The 21,063-nt window shown below is 44.2% G+C and carries 18 protein-coding genes; 10 read left to right on the top strand and 8 right to left on the bottom strand.

Translation table 11 applies throughout. The annotated features are described in order from the left end of the window. From mfd to LHL20_RS19375, 3 genes are all read left to right on the top strand, one after another. Positions 1 to 2,308: transcription-repair coupling factor (mfd, locus tag LHL20_RS19385; RefSeq protein ID WP_226434456.1), on the top strand; the 2,308-nt coding region annotated here is incomplete at its 5' end. Position 2,309: 1 nt separating this feature from the next. Further along, positions 2,310 to 3,920 carry a CsiV family protein gene (locus LHL20_RS19380; RefSeq protein WP_226434455.1) on the top strand — a complete coding sequence of 537 codons (1,611 nt, stop codon included), beginning with the start codon at positions 2,310 to 2,312 and terminating at the stop codon, positions 3,918 to 3,920. 20 nt (positions 3,921 to 3,940) lie between these two features. Next, positions 3,941 to 4,456 (top strand): cob(I)yrinic acid a,c-diamide adenosyltransferase, encoded by a 516-nt coding sequence (locus LHL20_RS19375; protein WP_226434454.1) that lies wholly within the window; start codon positions 3,941 to 3,943, stop codon positions 4,454 to 4,456. 50 nt (positions 4,457 to 4,506) lie between these two features. On the opposite strand, the gene LHL20_RS19370 is transcribed toward LHL20_RS19375, so the two are convergent. The 3 genes from LHL20_RS19370 to nagZ all read right to left on the bottom strand — a co-directional run bounded on the left by LHL20_RS19370 (position 4,507) and on the right by nagZ (position 6,476). Beyond that, positions 4,507 to 4,653: a hypothetical protein gene (locus LHL20_RS19370; RefSeq protein WP_226434453.1), complete on the bottom strand. Its 147-nt coding sequence runs from the start codon at positions 4,651 to 4,653 to the stop codon at positions 4,507 to 4,509. Further along, on the bottom strand, positions 4,634 to 5,323 hold the full coding sequence (locus tag LHL20_RS19365) for a putative porin (RefSeq protein WP_226434452.1): 690 nt from the start codon (positions 5,321 to 5,323) through the stop codon (positions 4,634 to 4,636). Before LHL20_RS19365 ends, LHL20_RS19370 begins: the two co-directional genes overlap by 20 nt. Positions 5,324 to 5,465: 142 nt before the next feature. Beyond that, positions 5,466 to 6,476, bottom strand: coding sequence for a beta-N-acetylhexosaminidase (nagZ, locus tag LHL20_RS19360; RefSeq protein WP_264181019.1), 1,011 nt, complete (start codon positions 6,474 to 6,476; stop codon positions 5,466 to 5,468). 98 nt (positions 6,477 to 6,574) lie between these two features. Between nagZ and LHL20_RS19355 the strand changes: the two genes are divergently transcribed. Together LHL20_RS19355 and ybaK are read left to right on the top strand one after the other, a co-directional pair. Further along, on the top strand, positions 6,575 to 8,896 hold the full coding sequence (locus LHL20_RS19355; RefSeq protein WP_226434450.1) for a penicillin acylase family protein: 2,322 nt from the start codon (positions 6,575 to 6,577) through the stop codon (positions 8,894 to 8,896). After that, positions 8,893 to 9,360, top strand: a complete 468-nt coding sequence (ybaK, locus tag LHL20_RS19350) for a Cys-tRNA(Pro) deacylase (RefSeq protein WP_226434449.1) — start codon at positions 8,893 to 8,895, stop codon at positions 9,358 to 9,360. Before LHL20_RS19355 ends, ybaK begins: the two co-directional genes overlap by 4 nt. A 47-nt stretch (positions 9,361 to 9,407) precedes the next feature. Here ybaK and LHL20_RS19345 read toward each other — a convergent pair whose 3' ends face one another. From LHL20_RS19345 to pheS, 4 genes are all read right to left on the bottom strand, one after another. Beyond that, positions 9,408 to 9,962: a hypothetical protein gene (locus LHL20_RS19345; protein ID WP_226434448.1), complete on the bottom strand. Its 555-nt coding sequence runs from the start codon at positions 9,960 to 9,962 to the stop codon at positions 9,408 to 9,410. Between the two features lie 114 nt (positions 9,963 to 10,076). Continuing rightward, entirely contained in the window at positions 10,077 to 10,376 is a 300-nt protein-coding gene (ihfA, locus tag LHL20_RS19340) for an integration host factor subunit alpha (RefSeq protein WP_131094149.1), read from the bottom strand. Between the two features lie 3 nt (positions 10,377 to 10,379). After that, a complete protein-coding gene (pheT, locus tag LHL20_RS19335; RefSeq protein WP_226434447.1) occupies positions 10,380 to 12,767 on the bottom strand; it encodes a phenylalanine--tRNA ligase subunit beta in 2,388 nt (795 codons plus the stop codon). A 14-nt stretch (positions 12,768 to 12,781) separates the two neighbouring features. Further along, the gene (gene pheS / locus LHL20_RS19330) at positions 12,782 to 13,762 is read right to left on the bottom strand and encodes a phenylalanine--tRNA ligase subunit alpha (protein WP_159625253.1); all 981 of its coding nucleotides are present in this window, start codon (positions 13,760 to 13,762) and stop codon (positions 12,782 to 12,784) included. 317 nt (positions 13,763 to 14,079) lie between these two features. Between pheS and LHL20_RS19325 the strand changes: the two genes are divergently transcribed. The 4 genes from LHL20_RS19325 (at position 14,080) to LHL20_RS19310 (ending at position 16,938) form a co-directional block, all read left to right on the top strand. After that, a complete protein-coding gene (locus LHL20_RS19325; protein WP_226434446.1) occupies positions 14,080 to 14,913 on the top strand; it encodes a class I SAM-dependent methyltransferase in 834 nt (277 codons plus the stop codon). A gap of 128 nt (positions 14,914 to 15,041) precedes the next feature. Beyond that, entirely contained in the window at positions 15,042 to 15,620 is a 579-nt protein-coding gene (locus LHL20_RS19320; RefSeq protein ID WP_226434445.1) for a serine O-acetyltransferase, read from the top strand. A 201-nt stretch (positions 15,621 to 15,821) separates the two neighbouring features. Further along, on the top strand, positions 15,822 to 15,998 hold the full coding sequence (locus LHL20_RS21290) for an SGNH hydrolase domain-containing protein (RefSeq protein WP_226434457.1): 177 nt from the start codon (positions 15,822 to 15,824) through the stop codon (positions 15,996 to 15,998). Positions 15,999 to 16,086: 88 nt separating this feature from the next. Then, positions 16,087 to 16,938 carry a glycosyltransferase family 2 protein gene (locus LHL20_RS19310; RefSeq protein ID WP_226434444.1) on the top strand — a complete coding sequence of 284 codons (852 nt, stop codon included), beginning with the start codon at positions 16,087 to 16,089 and terminating at the stop codon, positions 16,936 to 16,938. Positions 16,939 to 17,033: 95 nt separating this feature from the next. Here LHL20_RS19310 and LHL20_RS19305 read toward each other — a convergent pair whose 3' ends face one another. Continuing rightward, a complete protein-coding gene (locus tag LHL20_RS19305; RefSeq protein WP_226434443.1) occupies positions 17,034 to 18,131 on the bottom strand; it encodes a glycosyltransferase in 1,098 nt (365 codons plus the stop codon). A gap of 294 nt (positions 18,132 to 18,425) precedes the next feature. Between LHL20_RS19305 and LHL20_RS19300 the strand changes: the two genes are divergently transcribed. Then, positions 18,426 to 20,906 (top strand): right-handed parallel beta-helix repeat-containing protein, encoded by a 2,481-nt coding sequence (locus tag LHL20_RS19300; protein ID WP_226434442.1) that lies wholly within the window; start codon positions 18,426 to 18,428, stop codon positions 20,904 to 20,906. The last annotated feature ends 157 nt before the right edge of the window (positions 20,907 to 21,063 follow it).

The following is a 21,063-nucleotide window of genomic DNA, read 5'->3' as shown; positions in this document are numbered from 1 at the left end:
AGTGCTATTTTGCGCTGAAACCCAAGGCCGTCGGGAAGGTCTACTTACGGTGTTAGCGAAAGCGGGTATTAAACCTACGCTCGTGGATGACTTTAATACATTTATCGGTAGTCACGATACCATTGGTATCACCGTTGGTATGGTAGAGCATAGCTTCAGATGGCAAAGCGAAGAAGGTGAACTATTCTTTATCACCGAGACCGAGTTACTAGGTCACAAGGTAAGCCAAAGACGTTTACGCGATAAAAGAACGGCCACCGATGAAAGTGCCATTATTCGCAATCTAGCAGAGTTATCCATAGGTCAGCCTGTAGTGCATTTAGATCACGGTGTTGGCCGCTACTTGGGGCTACAAACTCTTGATGCAGGCGGCGTTGCCACCGAGTATTTGTGTATTGAATACGCCAAACAGTCAAAGCTTTATGTTCCGGTTGCCTCACTGCACTTGATTTCACGTTACACAGGCGGTGATGCAGACAGTGCGCCGGTTAATGCTCTGGGGTCGGATGCTTGGAGCAAAGCGAAACAAAAAGCAGCAGAAAAAGTGCGCGATGTTGCCGCCGAGCTGCTCGACGTTTATGCCCGCCGCGCGGCGAAGCCCGGATTCGCCTACAAAATAAACTGGGACGACTACCAGTCGTTCGCTGATAGCTTCCCGTTCGAAGAAACCCCTGACCAAGCGCAGGCCATTGCTGCCGTTATGCACGATATGGGCAGCCCATCGGCGATGGACCGCCTTGTATGTGGTGATGTGGGCTTTGGTAAAACGGAAGTTGCAATGCGCGCCGCATTCCTTGCCGCCAATGCCGGTAAGCAAGTTGCTATTTTGGTCCCCACTACGTTGCTTGCACAACAACACTACGAAAACTTTAAAGACCGCTTTGCAGCTTGGCCATTTGAGATTGAAGTGATGAGCCGATTTGTAAGCGGTAAAGCACAAAAATCGGTAATAGAGCGCATTGGTGAAGGTAAAGTCGACATTGTTGTCGGCACACACAAGCTGCTATCGAGTGACATCAAGTACAAAGACTTAGGTCTAGTGATTATTGATGAAGAGCACAGATTTGGTGTTCGTCAAAAGGAAAAACTGAAGTCGTTAAGAGCCGATGTAGATATTCTTACGCTTACCGCAACGCCTATTCCTCGTACACTGAATATGGCCTTGTCTGGCATGCGTGATCTTTCTATCATTGCCACAGCACCAGCACGACGCCTATCGATTAAAACCTTTGTGCAGCAGCGCAATAAAGCCGTTATTCGCGAAGCGATTATGCGGGAAATTTTACGTGGCGGTCAGGTATATTTCCTTCACAATGAAGTAGATAGTATTGCGCGTACTGCTGAAGAAATTGCCGAAATTGTACCTGAAGCCCGTATTGCCGTGGGCCACGGCCAAATGCGCGAGCGTGAATTAGAAGGCGTTATGAGTGATTTTTACCACCAACGCTACAATGTACTGGTATGTACCACGATCATAGAAACGGGTATCGATGTTCCCAGTGCAAATACCATTATAATGGACAGAGCGGATCATTTAGGGTTAGCTCAGCTTCACCAATTACGAGGGCGCGTGGGTCGTTCGCATCACCAAGCTTATGCTTATTTGCTTACGCCACACCCTAAGCGCATGACAAAAGATGCGGTGAAACGTTTAGATGCCATCTCGCAGCTAGAAGATCTAGGCGCAGGGTTTGCCCTTGCCACTCACGACCTTGAAATACGTGGTGCGGGTGAGTTATTGGGTGACGACCAATCAGGCCAGATTGCCAGTATTGGTTTTAGCCTGTACATGGACATGTTGGACAAAGCGGTCAATGCCCTTAAAGAAGGGCGAGAGCCATCATTAGATGACGCCATGGCCGGACACACTGAAGTTGAGTTGCGAATACCCGCGTTACTACCGGAAGATTATATCGCTGACGTTAATACGCGTTTATCACTTTATAAGCGTTTAGCAAGTTGTCAGTCGCAAGACGATATCGATGAATTTCAGGTTGAATGTATTGATCGCTTTGGTTTGCTCCCTGAACCGGCTAAAAACCTCATTGAAGTGGCTGAAATTAAAATAAAAGCGCAAGAAATTGGTATTCTTAAAGTAGACTTGTCTGCCCAAGGCGGTACCATAGAATTCAAAGAAACAACAAAGGTCGATCCAGGTTATATCATTAAGCTGGTTCAAACTAAGCCAAATACATTCAAGTTTGAAGGAAGCCAAAAACTTCGCTTAGTAAAACAGACCGATACTGCTAAAGCGCGAATTGCGTTTATTAGCGATATCATTGCCGATTTTGTAAAGGAGTCGCGGTAACATGAAGTTAATTCGCTGGTGTTCGTTGATTGCATCATTTAGTGCACTTTTAGCCAGCTCCGCACGTGCAGATGAACCATGGTGGTTCGACGTAGAAGTTATCGCGTTTAAAAGAAACGTGGCGCTAAGTGAACTTGAAGAGCAATTCACCTTTGCCGACACGTTGCATGCACCTCGCGCTGACGCCGACCTTATTGGCGATGTTATTTCGCCTGATATAAGCTGGCTCAAACAAGGGTTGGCCGTTTGTGACGTTGATACTCAACCCACTTGGCCCGCATTCCCCTCGCTTGATATTCCAAGTAGCGATGTGGACTTCTTGTCTTTGCCACCGAATGTTTTAAGCGGCAATGAAACTGACGATAGCGCGCTTAGCTCCACTCCTTCAGCCACAGCAAGGCCTGAGGTGAGTAGCGGTGATACAGATTCTGAACAAGTTGCTACCTTCAACGATGCACAGAATCAAGGGTCTGATGCACTTGAGTATGAAAGCGCACTTGAATATGACCGCGCACTAGCCTTTGACGGCGCGTTAGCTCTAGACCAAGAGAAAGTAATCGGCCCAGATGCCTTTGCGATAGCAAAATATTGGTTGTCTTTTTTCGGTGTGAATAAAGGCAACGTTTTTAATGATGAAAACGAAAATACACCTTCTATCACAGTACCAGAGTTCACATACTGTAACGTGCAAAAGCCTTGGCTTAATGTGGAATCACACTATGATTCTGTTACGTGGAAAGTGGACAACCCGAACAACCGCTTACCCGCGCCCAGTAGTTTACCCATTATTATCGAAGGTCACGACTGGCCATTAGCATCAAAAGCCCACTTGCTTACGAGTAACCAACAGTCTTTGTCATCAATATCGCGACAAATTCGCAGTAATCGAGAACTTGAGCGGCTATTTCATTTGACCTGGCGCCAGCCTGTTTTATTTGGCAAAGACAATGCGTTTGATGTGCGCCTTTACGGTGGAAAGAATTATTCAAGTGAGTTTGAGTTAAGCGGTGAGCAGCGTAAGGATGTCACTACCATCGATGAAAATACGGCAGAAATTAGCGCCACTCATGCCTCTATCGATGAGCTGTTTAACAATGGCGTGTTGTCTTCACAAACACAGCGGTTGGAAAATAGTACCGAGCCGACAGTTAGTGCACTTAAAGATATATTCGACGACTTAGAAAAGCGCTTGGCGGCCCCTACTCCTATCGATTACAGCGAGTTTAAGGCGTTAGATGAAACGGTAATGTCTGATGCAAGCGAAGATGATGCGTCGCGAAATGCACTACGTACACCTATTTGGGAAATTGACGGCACCATGAAGGTGTTTCTCAAGTACATTAACCGCGTGCCCTATTTGCATATTGATAGTGACATGTTTTATCGACAACCCGTTCCAGAAAATTACTTTTTAGGCGGCGATGAAAACGAACTTTCCCTTGATGAGTCAACAACAGCTCATGATGTAACCTATAGACTTGCCTCAGTACCTTTGGCTGAACAGCGTCGTGTCATTAGCACACAATTGCATTATTTCGACCACCCTTTGTTTGGCTTTGTTGTTCAGATCCGCCGTTACAAGCGCCCTGAAGATGACAGTAATGCGCAATAATTGAAAGGCAAATATATTTCATGAAAATTTATACACGCACAGGTGATAAGGGCAGCACACAAATTTATGCCGATAAGGCAGTACGTGTGGAAAAAGATGACTTAGTTGTAAAAAGCTACGGCGACATTGATGAGCTAAACAGCCATATTGGCTTATTGGCCGCAACGGTCTCGGTACAACACAAACCCATGCTTCATGATATACAGCGCAATCTTTTTCAAGCTGGGTTCGCCATTTCAGCTAGCTCAACGCTAACGGATAAGAACATAGATACGCTTGAAACACTTATCGACACATTAACGGCGAAAATGCCCCCTAATACTTCTTTCGTGTTGCCCGGTGGTAGCAGAGCAGCAGCCCAAGCTCACGTTTGCAGAGCAGTTTGTAGACGTGCAGAAAGAGCGGTAATTAGCCTGGCTAAACATTACGACGTTCCTGAAGTCGTGCATGCTTATCTCAATCGCCTTAGTGACTTTTTGTTTACGTTTGCGCGCTTTTTAAATATTGAGGCAGGCGTAGAAGAGGTGCCTGTATAACGTACTTTGTACTTAGCAAAGTACGTTATACAAGTGTATGAAAGGCAAAATTAGAATCTGAATGTACCTAGTAATGTTGCAGAGCCTAGGTTGCCATCATCGGTGTCGTAACCCAAGCCAAAGCGAATTGAGGCGTGTGGATTAAACCAATAGTCGGTACCCAGCTCAATAACGTTATCAAGACCCAAAGCTGTCATTGTTTTCGTAAATTGCGCTCACGCCTACGCTCCAGTTTGCCTTAACGTAATAGTTGGCATCGATTTCAATCGATAGATCATCGTCAAAGTAAGTACCTCGGGCTTGCACATCCCAACCCGGCGTGAAGCTGCGTATTTGTTTACCAAAGCTGGTATATCGTGCGAACGCACTTACGCTAAGTTCATCGTCACTTCTTGTAATTTTATCACCTGAGCGGAAGAAGCTTTCTTCATAATCATAGAAATCGAAGCCTGCACCGTATTCCCAATGATCATTAGCGAACGTAGATACGTCTAGACCAAATCGGTGCAACGTTTCTTCATAGTTGCGTGAATCGTTTGCGACGCTTCCATAGCGCCCTCTTAGCACCAATGAGTTTGAATAGAACCACTCACCGTTCACGTTAATTGCATCGAGGTTATCAATACCAAAGTAATCAACCGAAACGTTATTGGTACGCTGTAGATAAGGGCTGATGGTCCAAGGTTGCTCGTCAATATCGACTGACTCCAGATAGTAGCGGTAGCTAACACCAATAAAGTTGTCATCAGCATCTCTGACGTCAGCAAAGCCAACACTCACTTCGTGATTAATGGGCACCGACTGTGCAAACGCACATGGTGTAAGTGATAACGCTAATAAAGAGGTAGAAAAAACCCGTAAAAACATAGAACGTCCTTGTAGCAAACGTGTTAGAGAATTAGAAAGCTAGAGTATGGACGTTCTTTTCTGAATGGAAGCTGAATACACGCCGCAACTGTTTAATAAACAAGCAAATAGCATGCAATTTGCTATAATGTGAGTCGCTGAGCTATCGTTCATTTAGGCGATTAATTAAATGTATTGCATCGTCATAATCTTGTCTTATACCCGGTTTAAGGGTTCGCCCGTAGAGTGACAAAACTCGCTCACTTTTTTGAATATCTTTGGGCAATTGAGACGACACCCTTGAAACTAAACCATCTAGAATCTGTTCAGCGCCATTGGGGTTATTGCAGGCTAAAACCATATCGCACCCCGCATCAAGGGCAGCTTCTGCGCGCTCAAGATAGCCGCCAGCAACACTAGCGCCATGCATCGATAAGTCATCAGAAAATATCGCTTTCTGAAAACCTAGGTTTTCTCTGAGTACCTGCTGCAACCAATAAGGTGAAAACCCCGCTGGTTTATCACAAACTTGAGAGTAAATAACGTGGGCAGGCATAACGCCATCAAGCAAATTGCGTTCAATGAGCCGCTCAAATACAACCATATCTGTTTGCCGTATTTCGTTGTACTCTCGCTCATCCAATGGCAAAGCAATGTGTGAATCAGGAGCGACACTACCGTGTCCAGGGAAATGCTTGCCTATTGCAGGCATATTTGCTGATTTCAATCCTTGAATAAGTGCAGTAGCTAAGCGAATAACGTCATCTGCATTATCGGCAAACGCCCTATCACCAATAACTTGCGACACGCCGTTAACATCGAGCACGGGGGCAAAGCTAAAATCAATGTCAAGCGTTTTAAGTTCGTAAGCAAGCGCCAGCCCGCAAGCTTTTGCGTACTTTTCGCTTTCGTCTTGATGTTCAGACTGCCGCATAATATCGCCCATTGCGGGTAGTGCAGTAAAACCATCGCGAAAACGCTGTACTCGTCCTCCCTCATGATCAACGCCTATCAATATAGGGCGTTTGGCATAACGGCGAATATCTTGAATGAGTGCAGCGAGCTGCTTTTTATCATGATAGTTTCGCGCGAATAAAATTAAACCGCCTACCACGGGGTGTGCTAATTTTTCTTTCTCTTCGCTCTGCAATTCTTCAGCATGGCAGTCGAGCATTAAAGGGCCCACGAGCCCCCCTTGTAAGCTGTCATAAAACATCACTTCAAATTTTGTAAATCTCTGGTTAGGATAGAGAAAAAAAGGGAGTATTACACGTGTTAAATTGGATCAAATGGCTTGTAATTGGTTTATTGACCATACTCGCCCTTGCCGTCGTTTCCTTGTACGCTTCTCTTAGCCTTAGTTTGCCCTCACTAGATGGTAACAGCAATACCTATCACGTGAACTCTGTGACAGAACTCAGCCGTGATGCAACCGGGTATGCCGTTATAAAAGCTGACGATATTTTTGATGTCGCTTACGCTCTTGGTTTTGCTCATGCTCAAGATCGCTTTTTCCAAATGGATCTTCAACGAAGAGCCGCCTCAGGCAATTTATCTCAATGGGTTGGAAAAGTAGCGCTGGAACGAGACAAAAACATTCGCTTCCATCAATTTGCACAGCGCGCCCGCGTTGTCTATGAAAACCTTCCCGCTCGACAGCAAGAATTATTAGTGCGTTATGCCCATGGTGTTAATGATGCATTAGCGGAAATGACAGTTCCACCTTTTGAATACTTAGCTGCTGGAGTACAACTAGAGCAATGGCATCCAACCGATAGTATTTTGGTGGTGTACAGCATGTACCTCGACCTACAAGGTAGCCAAATTAGCTTAGACATGGCCCGTACCATGCTTCAAACACTGTACGGTGATGAAATATATGATTTCATTACTCAGCCAAGTCACTACCAAGCTGCGCTAGATGGAAGCGAAACACCGCTGTTTGACCAAACCATTCCTACTTTTCCTGATAATGCAGCAGATGCCAACGACGATAAAAACGCAAGCGTCGCATACTCTGGTACCGAGCTACCGGATATTGGAAGTAATAACTGGGCAGTGACGGGAAAACTCACCACTACGGGTTCAGGCATGCTGGCCAATGATATGCACCTTAGTCTTCGAGTACCCATTATATGGTATAAGGCACAGCTAAACTATGAAGAAGCGGGTGAGCAAGTTCAGGTAACCGGCGTGTCTTTACCCGGGTTGCCTGGCATTGTCGTAGGTACCAATAATCATATCGCGTGGGGCTTCACCAATGCCAATGTCGATAATGTTGATTGGATAGCGTTAGATGATGATACGCAAACACAATCTTACACTCGACGTATTCCGTTACCGGATGGCGAACATACTTACACTATAGAAGTAAGCCAATTTGGGCCTGTACGTGTGGTAAACCAAAAGCGATACGCGCTTAACTGGGTAGCGCACCAGCCGTTTGCGGTAAACTTGGGTATTATCAATCTGGGGACAGCTAAAAACCTCACAGAGGCTATGTCGGTGGGTAAAACCATTGCCATTCCTACACAGAACCTCGTTATTGTTGACGAACTCGGCAATGCGGGCTGGATGCCTGGTGGCGCTGTAATGGATCGTGAGAGCGCAAGTTATGTCGCTATTTCAGAACAATCACTGAAAGCTGAAAGCCCCAAAAGAGCGACGAATTTGCCGTCGGTCGTGAACCCTGAACACGGTAGAATATGGACGGCAAATGCGCGCGTGATTTCTACACATGATTTACCACGACTAGGCGATGGTGGCTATGCACTTGGTGCTCGTGGTAGACAAATTCGCGATCGCTTATTTGAAAAAGATAGTTTCACTGAAAACGATTTCTACGCGATTCAACTGGATAATCATGCCCAATTCCTCATGCCATGGCATAACCTTTTATCAGGGTTGTTGCAGGTACAAGATGTTGAGTTTAAGCCAGACCTTGCTTATTTGAATACCTGGAACGCGTGTGCTTGTGAAGATTCTGTCGGTTATACATTAGTTAAACACTTTCGTAGTGAAGTTATTCAAACGCTTTTCGGACGTATTTTGCAGTCAATAGACCGGAAAGGGGTTAATAGCAGAACGCTACTTCGCGGTATTGAACCGGCTACGTGGCAACTCATCCATGAACAACCCAATAGTTGGCTACCAAAAGGCACGGACAGCTTTGATGAACTTTTGGTCGACGCCTATCGAAGGGCTAAACACAAGCTTCTTGATACCTATTCCCCCGTTGAGGCAGATATGGAAACGCTTAACTGGGGCAACGTAAATAGGCTGCGTGTTTCTCACCCTTTTGCATCTCAAATTCCGTACATTGGACAATACCTGAATATGCAAACCGTTGAGGGCTTCGGTGATACTTATATGCCTGCTGTGCAAGCGCCAAATTTTGGCGCATCGCAACGATTGTTTGTAAGCCCCGGCCATCTAGAAGATGCCATTTTAACCTTGCCTGGGGGCCAATCAGGGCATCCGCTTTCACCTTATTACACGTCGGGTTTCAGTGATTATGCAACACACGCTGCTACCCCACTGTTGCCAAGTGATATTGAACACACTCGCTTATTTTACAAAAAAGAAAACGAATGACGCCCGCTATAACGCTATTGCAGAAAAAAGGTGTTAAACACCACGTACTCAAGTATGAACATGACACCAACGCTTCCTCTTATGGGCTAGAAGCGGTTGAGAAACTTGAACTGGATGCAAGCACCGTATTTAAAACCTTAGTGGTAAGCACTGACAAAGGGTCGCTTGCCGTTGCAATAGTGCCAGTAAATCGAAAGTTAAGTGAGAAGAAGATGGCTAAAGCCTTGGGAGCCAAAAAAGTCACAATGGCACCAAGTGATGAAGTCATGGCATCTACCGGTTATGTTCTTGGTGGTGTTAGCCCGTTAGGGCAGAAAAAACGCCTTAGTACTGTGATCCACGAAAGTGCTTCTAGTCTGCCAACTATTCATGTGAGTGCAGGAAAACGCGGGTTAGAAGTATCGCTCTCCCCCACTGACCTCGCAGCGGTGACTCAAGCAAGTTTTGCTGATATTTCAACTTAGCAAAAGTACCCAATGCGCTTTTCGTAAGCGCATTGAACAGCAAACAACTATTGGTCAAGTCTTTGTGCTTGTTCACGCCATTGCTGCTTGGCTTCATCTAATGCCCCTTCGTTTATTACATCTGAGCCTGACAATGTTGTTGCTATTTGACGAATAATGGCATCACGCTTCTCGATTAAGGCATCGGTTCTTAGAAATAAGTCTTTTGCTTCTGGGTATTGTTGTTTAAGGCTTTCAACTTCCTCGAGGGAGTAGTAGCGGGCTTCAAAGGCTTCGTTGTATAACTGTCGCTTTGCATTAAAGACTACATAGTCTTTTGCCGTTTCTGATTTAAGATAGTCCAGATCTTGCTGAGAAAGATTAGCGGCCTCACCTACATTTACCGCCTGCTCTAGCCACTGTTCAATGGCTTGAGTATTTTTCTCTTTTACTGCAGTTTTTACACCGGCTTGCAAATCGCTCGCATGCAAGATTTCCATTACGGTAATTAAAGGCACTTCTGCCGCTTGTTGATCCCGCTTATCGGCATCTGAAGACAAATAGGCAAACCACGAAAGCGCCGCAACTACTACAGCAACAACAATAACAAGCGCTTTTTTCACACTTACCTCCATAAATACTGCATAAGGAAACCAGCGCGAATGCGCTGCTTTATAAGAAGCAATACAAAAAGAGCGAGAAAGCTCGCTCTTTTATATATTGTAACGACCTAGTGATTACTGGTCGATAGGTGCTGAGTTTTCAACTCGGCTTTTCAGTTTTTGACCCGGGCGGAACGTTACCACTCGGCGTGCTTTGATAGGAATGTCTTCGCCCGTTTTTGGATTACGGCCAGGACGTTCGTTTTTATCACGCAGGTCAAAATTACCAAAACCTGACAGTTTTACTTGCTCACCAGATTCTAGAGCGCTTTTAATTTCTTCAAAGAAAAGCTCTACCAGATCTTTTGCATCGCGTTTATTGATGCCTAATTTCTCGAATAGGTGTTCAGCCATCTCGGCTTTGGTCAATGCCATAGTTTACTCTCTTAACGCGGCCCCAAACTCAGATTCCAGACCTTTAACCACAGTATCCACCGCTTGCTGAATCTCAGCTTCTTCTAAGGTTTTATCTGGATCTTGTAAATGAAGAGACAAAGCAAGGCTCTTGTAACCAGGTTCAATTCCCTTGCCTTTGTACTCATCGAACAAGTTTAGAGCAACTAGTTGATTTACGCCAATTTTTTCTATGTAAGAAAGTACATTTCCTACACGCACTTCATCTTTAACCGTAATAGCAATATCACGGCGGTTTGATGGGAAGCGCGATACCGGTACGGCAGACGGTAGTTTGCGGTTTGTAATGGCATCTACCACTAACTCGAACACAAATACGCGGCCGTTAACACCGAGCAATTTTGTAAATTGCGGGTGTATAGCACCAATATAGCCAACTTCTTCATCATTAAGCAAAATTTTTGCAGTCATACCAGGATGCAATGCACTATGCTCGCCCGTGACGAACTGGAACTCGCCCACTCTTCCGGTTAATGCAAGCAACGCCTCAACATCAGCCTTGGCATCGAAGAAATCAACTGGGCTATCGCCTAGGTCCCAATGTTCTTCGTTACGACGCCCTGCTACTACACCACCAATTACTTGCTGTTGCAATACACCATTTGGCGCATCTTGTTGAGGAATAAAGCGTAATCCTGTTTCAAACAAACGAATTCGCTGTTGTTGACGCTTCTGGTTATACGCAGTTGCACCTAGTAAACCCGGCCACAAACTGACGCGCATTATTGACATATCAGAGGATATTGGGTGTGGTAGAACCATGCCCTTCACATCTGGGAATAATGCGTTTTGAATTTTCGGGTCAACAAACGAATAAGTAATCGCTTCATTATAACCACGGCTAAGTAGCAACGACTTCATTGTATTTAACGGCAACTTAGCTTCTTGTGAAGGCAGCATTGCTAATGTGGCTTTTGGTGCCACGTTAGGAATGTTGTTATAACCGTACACGCGCGCAATCTCTTCAATCAAATCTTCTTCAATTGAAATATCGAAACGATAGCTTGGCGCAACCGCTTCCCAGCCAGCTTCAGTTTGCGTTACGTCTAAACCAAGGCGGTTAAGCATTTCCGTTACTTTTGCATCGTCAATGCTAATACCAAGCACACGAGCCAAACGTTCGCGACGAAGCGTTACTGTTGCTTGCTTAGGCAATTTCTCTTCAGATACGGCTTCAACAACAGGGCCTGCTTCACCACCGCAAATTTCAAGTACAAGTGCAGTAGCGCGCTCCATGGCTTTTCGTTGAAGCTGAGGGTCTACGCCACGCTCGTAGCGGTGTGAGGCATCGGTATGCAAGCCGTATTGACGTGCACGACCCATAATGGCATCACGCGCAAAGAATGCACTTTCTAACAAAATATCTTGTGTTTCAGCCGTTACACCTGAATGTAAACCCCCGAAAATACCTGCCATCGCTAGCGCTTTATTATCATCAGCAATCACCAAAGTATTGCTTTGCAATTTAGCTTCGGTTTCGTCAAGTAGCGTAAGCGTTTCGCCTTCATTAGCCATGCGCACATTGATGTTGCCTTCAATGCTAGCAAGGTTAAACGCGTGCATTGGCTGACCAAGTTCTAGTAGTACAAAGTTAGTCACGTCAACGATAGGGTCGATGCTGCGAATTCCGCAACGACGTAACTTTTCAACTAGCCACAATGGCGATGCAGCTTTAACGTTAACGCCTTTAACTACGCGGCCAAGATAACGTGGGCAGGCATCATCTGCACTTAGCGTAATTGACAATTTATCGTCAATAGTTGCGTCTACTGCAACGACTTCAGGCTCGCACACGTCAAGGTTATTAAGTACGCCAACTTCACGGGCAATACCGCGAATACCTAAACAGTCTGCGCGATTTGGTGTTAGGTCTACTTCAATGGCGTTATCGTCTAGACCAAGGTAGTCGCGAATGTCTGTACCAATAGGTGCATCCGCTGGAAGCTCAATAATACCGTCGTGGTCGTCGCTAATACCTAGCTCAGAAAAGCTACATAACATGCCGAATGACGGCTCGCCGCGAAGCTTCGCTTTCTTAATTTTGAAGTCGCCTGGCAAAACAGCGCCTACAACAGCAACTGCTACTTTTATGCCCTGACGACAGTTAGGCGCACCACAAACGATATCAAGTAGCTCATCGCCACCAACGTTAATTTTAGTAACGCGCAGTTTATCGGCGTTCGGGTGCTGACCGCATTCAACCACTTCACCGACTAGCACGCCTTTAAAATCGCCCGCTACAGGCTCTACACCGTCTACTTCCAGGCCAGCCATGCTTAACTGTTCAGACAGCTCATGTGCCGACAGCGATGGGTTAACCCACTCTCTTAACCATTTTTCACTGAATTTCATGTTTACTCTCTGCCTTAGTTGAACTGCTTAAGGAAACGAAGATCGTTTTCAAAGAACGCACGCAAGTCGTTAACACCGTAACGAAGCATGGTTAAACGTTCTACGCCCATACCAAAGGCAAAGCCCGTATACTCTTCTGGGTCGATACCCACTGCTTTAAGTACATTTGGGTGAACCATGCCGCAGCCCAATACTTCTAGCCACTGACCGTTTTTACCCATAACGTCTACTTCAGCTGAAGGTTCAGTAAACGGGAAGTAAGACGGACGGAAGCGAATTTCTAGCGACTCTTCAAAGAAGTGATGAAGAAAATCGTGAAGAATGCCTTTAAGGTCGGTAAAGCTCACGTTTTTGTCAACCATCAAGCCTTCCACTTGGTGGAACATTGGCGTGTGCGTTTGATCGTAATCATTACGATATACGCGACCAGGCGAGATTATACGCAGCGGCGGCTTTTCTGCTTCCATTGTGCGAATTTGCACGCCAGAAGTCTGTGTGCGTAGCATCATGTCTGGATTAAAGTAGAAAGTGTCGTGGTCTGCACGTGCTGGGTGATTCGCAGGAATATTCAGCGCATCAAAGTTGTGAAAACCGTCTTCAATTTCAGGACCCGTTTTAACTGAAAAGCCAAGTTCGCCGAAGAAAGATTCAATGCGCGCAATAGTGCGGCTAACCGGATGCAAATTACCCGGCTTTTCTGTGCGACCAGGAAGCGTTACATCAACGGCTTCTTCAGCAAGCTTCTTGTTAAGTTCAGCCGTGCGCAGTAACTCGCCTTTTGCTGAAATAGCCTGCTGAATAACCTGCTTAGCTTGGTTAATTTTTTGGCCCGCGGCAGGACGTTCTTCGTTTGATAACTTTCCAAGCCCTTTAAGTAAGTCGGTAAGCTTACCTTTCTTACCCATGAATTCGACCCTAACTTGGTCAAGTGTGGCTGCATCTTCTGCAGCGTCAATCTGGCTCTGTGCCTGATTGATAATAGCGTCAAGCTCCATGTTTTCCTCAATATACATGATGACTGCATGGCCAAAGCATTGTGAGATTAATTCTGTGCGCTAAGGCTTGCCTGAAATAAAGGCAGTAGTTTACACGACAGCAAGACGTTACCGCTACCCTATATGGCTGATAATGGCAGATTTTTGGTTGATAAATGGGAAATAGGGTTTGAAGACGACAAGCATTGTAGTCTTGGTAACATAAGATGCGCTTTTTTCAGATAGTCTAATAAATTACTTGAACATTTGTTCAGATTCCTAAATTATTGGATAAGGACAACAAAAATTAGAATTGAAACATTACAGGGAATAGTAAAATGCAACTTAGGAAACCACTTCCTACTAACCGATCATATGCTCAAGTACTCAATCACTATGAGGTTGAAAAAAAGCTAGCGAATAAGCTCAAACAAGCAGATAAAGAATCTCGCAAAGAAATCTATTCTTCGATGTACGATGTACTTTTTTCAAAAGTTCCTGATCACCCCAGATTAACAAAGCGAAGCAGTGATGCAGAAAGCCGCAAGAAAGTGGGTCACAGAATGGCTTTCATTAAGCGATTCCTCAAACAAGATGAAACTTTTGTTGAATTTGCATCTGGAGATGGCAGGCTCCTCAAAGAGGCAGCAAATCATTGTCATAAAGCGATCGGTGTAGATATTTCTGACCAACGGGATAAAGACGAAAACTTTCCAAAGAATGTCAGTGTAATTGTATACGATGGGTATGATCTATCAGAAATAACGGATGGCAGCGTGGACTTTGTGTTTAGCGATCAGCTTATAGAGCATCTCCACAATGACGATGTTGATCTTCATTTTACTACGATAAAACGAATTTTAAAAAAAGGGGGCGCATACGCTTTTAGAACGCCTCATGCGTTTTGCGGCCCACATGATGTTTCTCAATACTTTTCACATACTCCCGAATGTTTTCACTTAAAAGAGTGGAGCTTTAAAGACGTAAAAGCGCTCGAACAATTCGGCTTCGGGCGCATGAAATACTACTGGAGCGCCAAAAACATCCACGTAAGGATGCCCCGCTTTTATTTTTCACTTTTAGAGATGCTTTTGAAAAATATTAATTCATACAAATTACGTAACATCACGCAGTTGTTTTTACCTTCTGTAACATGTGTGCTAATCAAGTAACTCGCCGCGCCACCAAAAACTTGTGATGATTACAACATATAGCCTGGGCCCATCAACTTGCTGAATTATGGTCGAAATTAACTTCTGAGCGATATGACTAAGAACTACATCAATAGATATGGACTGTTATGATTAAATCAAAAGACGACCTAATGTACTATTTGGAACAAGATAGACTTGCTCTGGGCGTAAAACCCACACTAAAAAATAAACTAACGCATGATATTTGGCACTTCCAAATTGCTCTGCGAAAGCTTGAATATTGGAAAAATACACGGACGTCGGTTTTGTCAAAAATATGGGAAGCTTTTCTCCAACTCAAATTAAGAAGGCTAGGAAGAAAATTAGGCTTTTCTATACCTGCCAACGTCTTTGGGCCAGGACTTTCGATCGCTCATGCTGGGACAATTGTAGTTAATGGAAAATGCAGAATTGGCGCAAATTGTCGCATACATGTTTGTGTAAATATAGGTGGCGGTCTTTCTAAAAAAGGAAGTGCACCTAGAATAGGTGATGATTGTTATATTGGGCCAGGCGCTAAAATATATGGTGACATTGTTATAGGTAACAATGTCGCAATTGGTGCCAATGCAGTTGTCAATAAATCATTTGATTGTGGGTTGACTGTAGGAGGAATACCCGCAAAAGTGTTGTCAGAACACGGACCTCTAGACATCTTGAAGAAACCACGCACCCAATTGACTTAGTATAATATTGCATATTCACCTGTTGTGAGATTCTTAAACAAAAGGGAAAGCCATATATCTGAAAAAATCGTAAAGACTGATTCTTAGTCATTGTCTGCGAGAGCTTAACGCGTAGCTGTTTTCGAGAGAGCGTGAGAACCTCAATTTAATATTGTTGTCAAGAATCATTACTAAGCTGGAGGCTAACTCGAATTGTTTTGAATACATCAAAACGAAAATGTCGTCTTTATTGAACCTGCGAAGCAGTTTTGTGGGAATGATTATTGCTTCTCAGTAAAGAATGAACGGTCTTTATATTTCGACGATGACCACCCTTCGCTTTTTGGTGCTTCGCAAATCGTGAAGAGCATTCTTAATTCAATACAAGAAATTAAGTAATGCGAGTATGTTTTTGTCATAAATGATTGGCATCTTCAATCATTATCGAATGGACTGCAGCGCTTTCATTTACAACACGGACTAAATAATGCAGAAAACCTTTTCAGTCGTAATTACGACCCACAATCGCCCTGACTATTTGCAAGAGTCTTTGGCAGCAGTGCTAAAGCAGTCAATCACTCCTAAAGAGGTGTTTGTAATAGACGACGGTTCGTCAGTTAGCTATGAAGAGGTTCTTTCTCAGTTTCCGAGCGAACAATTTACCTATGTCAAAGTTCCAGTAGCGTCAGGAGCTAATGCCGCTAGAAACCTTGGCATTTCGAAATCTACAGCCGACATAATTGCGTTTTTGGATGATGATGATGTTTGGGATGCCAACTACTTAGAAACGCATTTAGAAGCGCATGAACATGCAGATGCGGTAACGTGTGGGTACCGTTTTCTAGAAACTCCAGACAAAATTCACATTAACCCTATTGAGGTAATTACTACCGACGTTATCAAGCGGGGAAACAAATTCTGCGGAATGAGCGGTGTTACCTGTAAAACCGAGTTGGCAAAACGCCTGCAGTTTGATGAAGAGCTCAAAAATAGTCAGGACTGGGACTTCTTTGTTCGAATAACATTAGAAAATGCGGCTTTTCACAATATTCCTAAAGATATCTACTTTTATCGCCGGGGGCATGTAAGTATTTCAACAGAAGTAGCAAATATGCCAGTAGAAAAAGTATTTCCACGATTAAAGGCATTTAAGAAACACAAAGCATTATTAGGAAAAGAAGCATATAACGATAGAGTTGCTAACCAAATTTTAAGCCAAATTGGTAAAAAGAAAAATAAGTTACGATGGATAGCCCTCTCAGTGCAAGAAGCTGGACTTATTGCCACCGGCAAAGTTATTTTGGGAAAAGACAGAATAAAAAGAAAGCTCGCGCGCTAGTCTAATTGTCAAACCAAATGATTATTTTACGAATTAGCACTGGTGTTTGCGTTAAAAACCAGTGCTTATTATTCGCCCCACCTAGAAAATCATGATTAAAGTGTATTAATAACCTCTGCATACTGCTTAGCTACACGCTGCCAACTAAAATCAGCCGCTTGTTCGACTGGCTTGCTGCCCCAGTCGTTGGCTATAGCAGTTGACAGAGCTTTGGCATATTCCGCAACATTTGTAACGTCACAAACAATGCCTGCGTCGCCGATGAGCGTTCTTCTCATTGCATCATCTGTTGCCACAACGGGTAGACCACTTGCCATAGCTTCAAGATATACTCGTCCAAACGGTTCATCCTCAGACGGCAAAGTAAATATGACTGCAGATCGATACACTTTGGGTATATCGGCGAAGTCAACTTTGACTATTTTGAACCTATTAGCACCGAGTGCCGCTTCACACTGTTCAGTAAAGTAACGTAAATCAGGGCCGTCACCACAAATTAATAAAGAGACATCGTTAAGTTGGCTAACCGCCTTTATTGCTAAGTCGAAGCGCTTATGATTTTGACGGTTCAGTGCGCCAACAGCAAGTACCACAGTGCCTGGCAAACCATGCTCAAACGACTCCCCTTGTGTGCTAAATAGTGACAGATCGACACCATTAGGAATAATTTCTACTCGTTGCTGTGGTGCAATAGAATGAACATAACGCTTCGTTTCGTCGTTGAATACAACCAAACAATCAGGTTTAAATTTTAGATTTCGTCTCAGCACCTTCCCGCCTGACACCATGCCCGCTCGCTCGGTGTACAAAATGGGGGTATTAAATAATTTCCTGATAACATAGGCTACGGCTAAACCACCATAATCGTTATTCGGGTAAATTACGTCGGCTCTTTTGAACATTAGATAGGGTGTATAAGTCAAAAAGCTTGTGATGGATTCAATCAATAGCGATGGATTTGAGACAAAGCGTGTAAGAAACCAGTCTGCTAGTTTATTACGTTGAACTTTCTTTACTTTACCGCGAGGGATACAAGGGATAACGACGCTATGTTCACTGCATTTAGAGGCGCTCAATAACTTCACATCAAAAAATGCAGCCAGGTGTTGTGCCATTTCGTATGCACTGAGCTGTGATCCCCCACTTGACGAAAAACCCGCCTCGGGATGAATAACTGCAATCTTTTTCTTCATAAAATATCCATTTATCACTCTTTTTGAGCCTACCCTTACTTGATGACAGCAATATGAAGTGACGCACCATGCTCATCTTACTTGTTATCATCTGTCTTCGTGATTGTTTGCAAAACGATCCGCAAACACCAAGAGCAGCAATAACAATGCCATAGTCCCTACAAGCCGTTAAATGACATGTCAGATGACCAATTACTGAACCAAGATGGCTTGCAGCACGTTACCAAAATAACTACCCTTTAAGAGCTATTCGTCTTCTCGCTCTACAACGTGCTTTGCAAGCAAGGAATTCTCATGAGCCGCTTTTTTACCAAACTCACTCATAGCCAAGTTGCGCTTATCGCATTAGTGCTTACATGTTTAATCTCGTGTACCTCTATTAACACTGTTAACACAACTGAGGTCAAGGGCCGCCAATCAGGTGAACTGTTGCAGATTTATCTAGCCGAATATGCTAGCACAGAAACAACGTCAATCATTAATGCGCTAGAGCGTTACAATGGGCCCGAGCAAGTTGAACTGCTTGTGAAACAATATCAGGCTCACATCGCCTCACTCTACAGTTCGGGAGTTTTACAATATGGATTAAGAGGCGCTAAGTCTGCAAAAAGCACTGCACTTACTTCGCTTACACCTGAGGAAGCAACCACCATTTTTGCGCTTTTTCCTATAGATTCCGCGAAATGGGTTAAACTTCTTGCAACTCACTCAAAGCTGACTCAGCACGAAATTGCTGAGTCAGCAATAACCGCTGGTCTCGACCCGTCTAGGGTATTTGCTGCAACAGCTTCAGGCATGCCGAACACTGTTACACCGCTTATACACTCTCTGGGGATTGTGATATACGGTCAAGATGAAACCAGCACAAACACCGTGCGCTTTAAGAGCGCTTCACAACCCACTTGGATTGATGCGCTTCCATTGTCTTGGGAACCTGTATTCGGCAGCTTTGCAGGAAGCATCGTGTACCTGGAACCAAACACGCTATACGACATTGAAGTTACTGTTCACAATAGCGACAACCAAGTGCAAGTATATCGCTTCCAAGAAGCTACTCAACCAAACACTCCACCAATAGATCCCAACAAAATATATTATCTTTCTGACATTTACGATGGTGGTCAACTTGATTTAGCGGCGCTCAACATACAAGGCAGCCCTATTGGTTATGCCAAAATTATTGGTGACGGCCCCGTAATTGATGCTGGTAATGAGTTTACATCGGCGGTTCATCTAGGCTCACAGTCTTATGTGGTTCTTGAAAACCTAACCGTCAGAGGTGGGCTTCGCTATGGAATTCATGCAAAAAAAGCGCACCATATTTGGATAAGTGGCTGTGATGTTGCAGGATTTGGACGCGTTGCAGGCGATATTAGAGACAATATTGCCTATAGCAGTCCTACTGCAAACTCTCCCATAAATTACGACTCAGGTATTTACTTAGAACGCAGTGGTATTGCAGTTATAGAAGAGTGTGACATACACAGCCCCAACCTAGGCTCAAATCACTGGGGCGACGGTCACCCGAAAGGTGCAAATGCGCTTCAAGTTTGGGCATATCACGATGATGAATCTCTGCGGGGGCAAATGATTGTCAGAAACAATCGTTTCTACGGTACACATGAGCACCGATTTAATGACGTTGTAGAAGGAAGATTGAATTTTGAAAGACGTGGGGGCTTCGTAAGAGACTCTGCTATTTACGGCAACTATTTTGCCTATGCCAATGACGATTTAATCGAGATAGATGGTGGTCAACAGAACGTGTTGGTCTATGACAATGAGATGGAGCAAGGCTATGCAGGCATTAGCATTGCGCCCAACATGCTGGGACCTAGTTTCATCTTTCACAATACTATTCACAATCTCGGTGATGAACGGGGCAAGCAATGGACAGCGATAAAAGCTGGCGGTCTGATATCGAAGCCTGCAGGGCAAACCTTTATATTTGAGAACTTTATTAGCGGCGTTAGAAATGGAATTGCTGGCTCCAAAGTAAATGATGACACGACATTTTGGATAACTTCGCAAAATAATGTTTATTTGACTGAAAATACCGGTTACTCGGTTGGCTACTGCATTTTCGATCAAGAAAAATATTACTCAAGCTCAAGTACCAATGACCTGTGCTTCAATAATACAACCATGGGTATTAGATACGAATTTAACTTCGACCGTATTATTGCGCACCCCATGTCTACAGACAGTGCATATAGCGAGTTTATTCGTCAGACCGGTTTTGAGTCTTTCGACATCGATGAGTCGTTCAAAATACCCAACATTAGCGATGGGCCACAAACGTCACCATCAACGTCACCTTCTCCAACAGAATGGCGTTTAGAGACCACTTTAGACAACATTTCTGCTTTGCCAACGCAATATGAATACGGCTCAGTATTGATGGACGGCCAGCGCGCAATCACGCTTACTGGCAATAACTGGCAGGCTATTCCAGTAAATCAAACCATTAGTCCTACAACAATGCTTGAACTTGAACTCTCAGTAGAGGGCGAACCCGAAATTGTGGGGATTGGCTTTGAAACAGAACTTGATGTGGACAGCGCTAGTGTCGTCAGGTTTTCTGGGTCGCAAGTTTGGGGAATCGATGGGACATCAACGTTTGATGAAACAAGTCAGAATATATCGTTCCCTATTGGACGCTTCGTCACAGGTAACATTCAATACATTATCCTTGTGCTCGATAATGATAAGGCACAACCTTCTGACAACGATAACGCTGTAACGTTTAGCAATATAACGCTTAAAAACGAATAGGCGACGTCTATTACTCAATTATACCTTGGGGACGAACTCATTAAAAAAGGAGGCTAATGCCTAATGCCAGTCAGTTAAGCTGACTGGCATTTTTCTTTTTGGCGGGGTACTTACTTGGTTTGGGTTTAACACATCGTGGATATAACCTATCCTCTCG

It is taken from the genome of Alteromonas sp. McT4-15 (genome assembly GCF_020515205.1).
In the GTDB taxonomy this organism is placed as follows: Bacteria; Pseudomonadota; Gammaproteobacteria; order Enterobacterales; family Alteromonadaceae; genus Alteromonas.
Note: the sequence above shows the minus strand (reverse complement) of the source record. Positions and strands in the feature narration are given on the sequence as shown.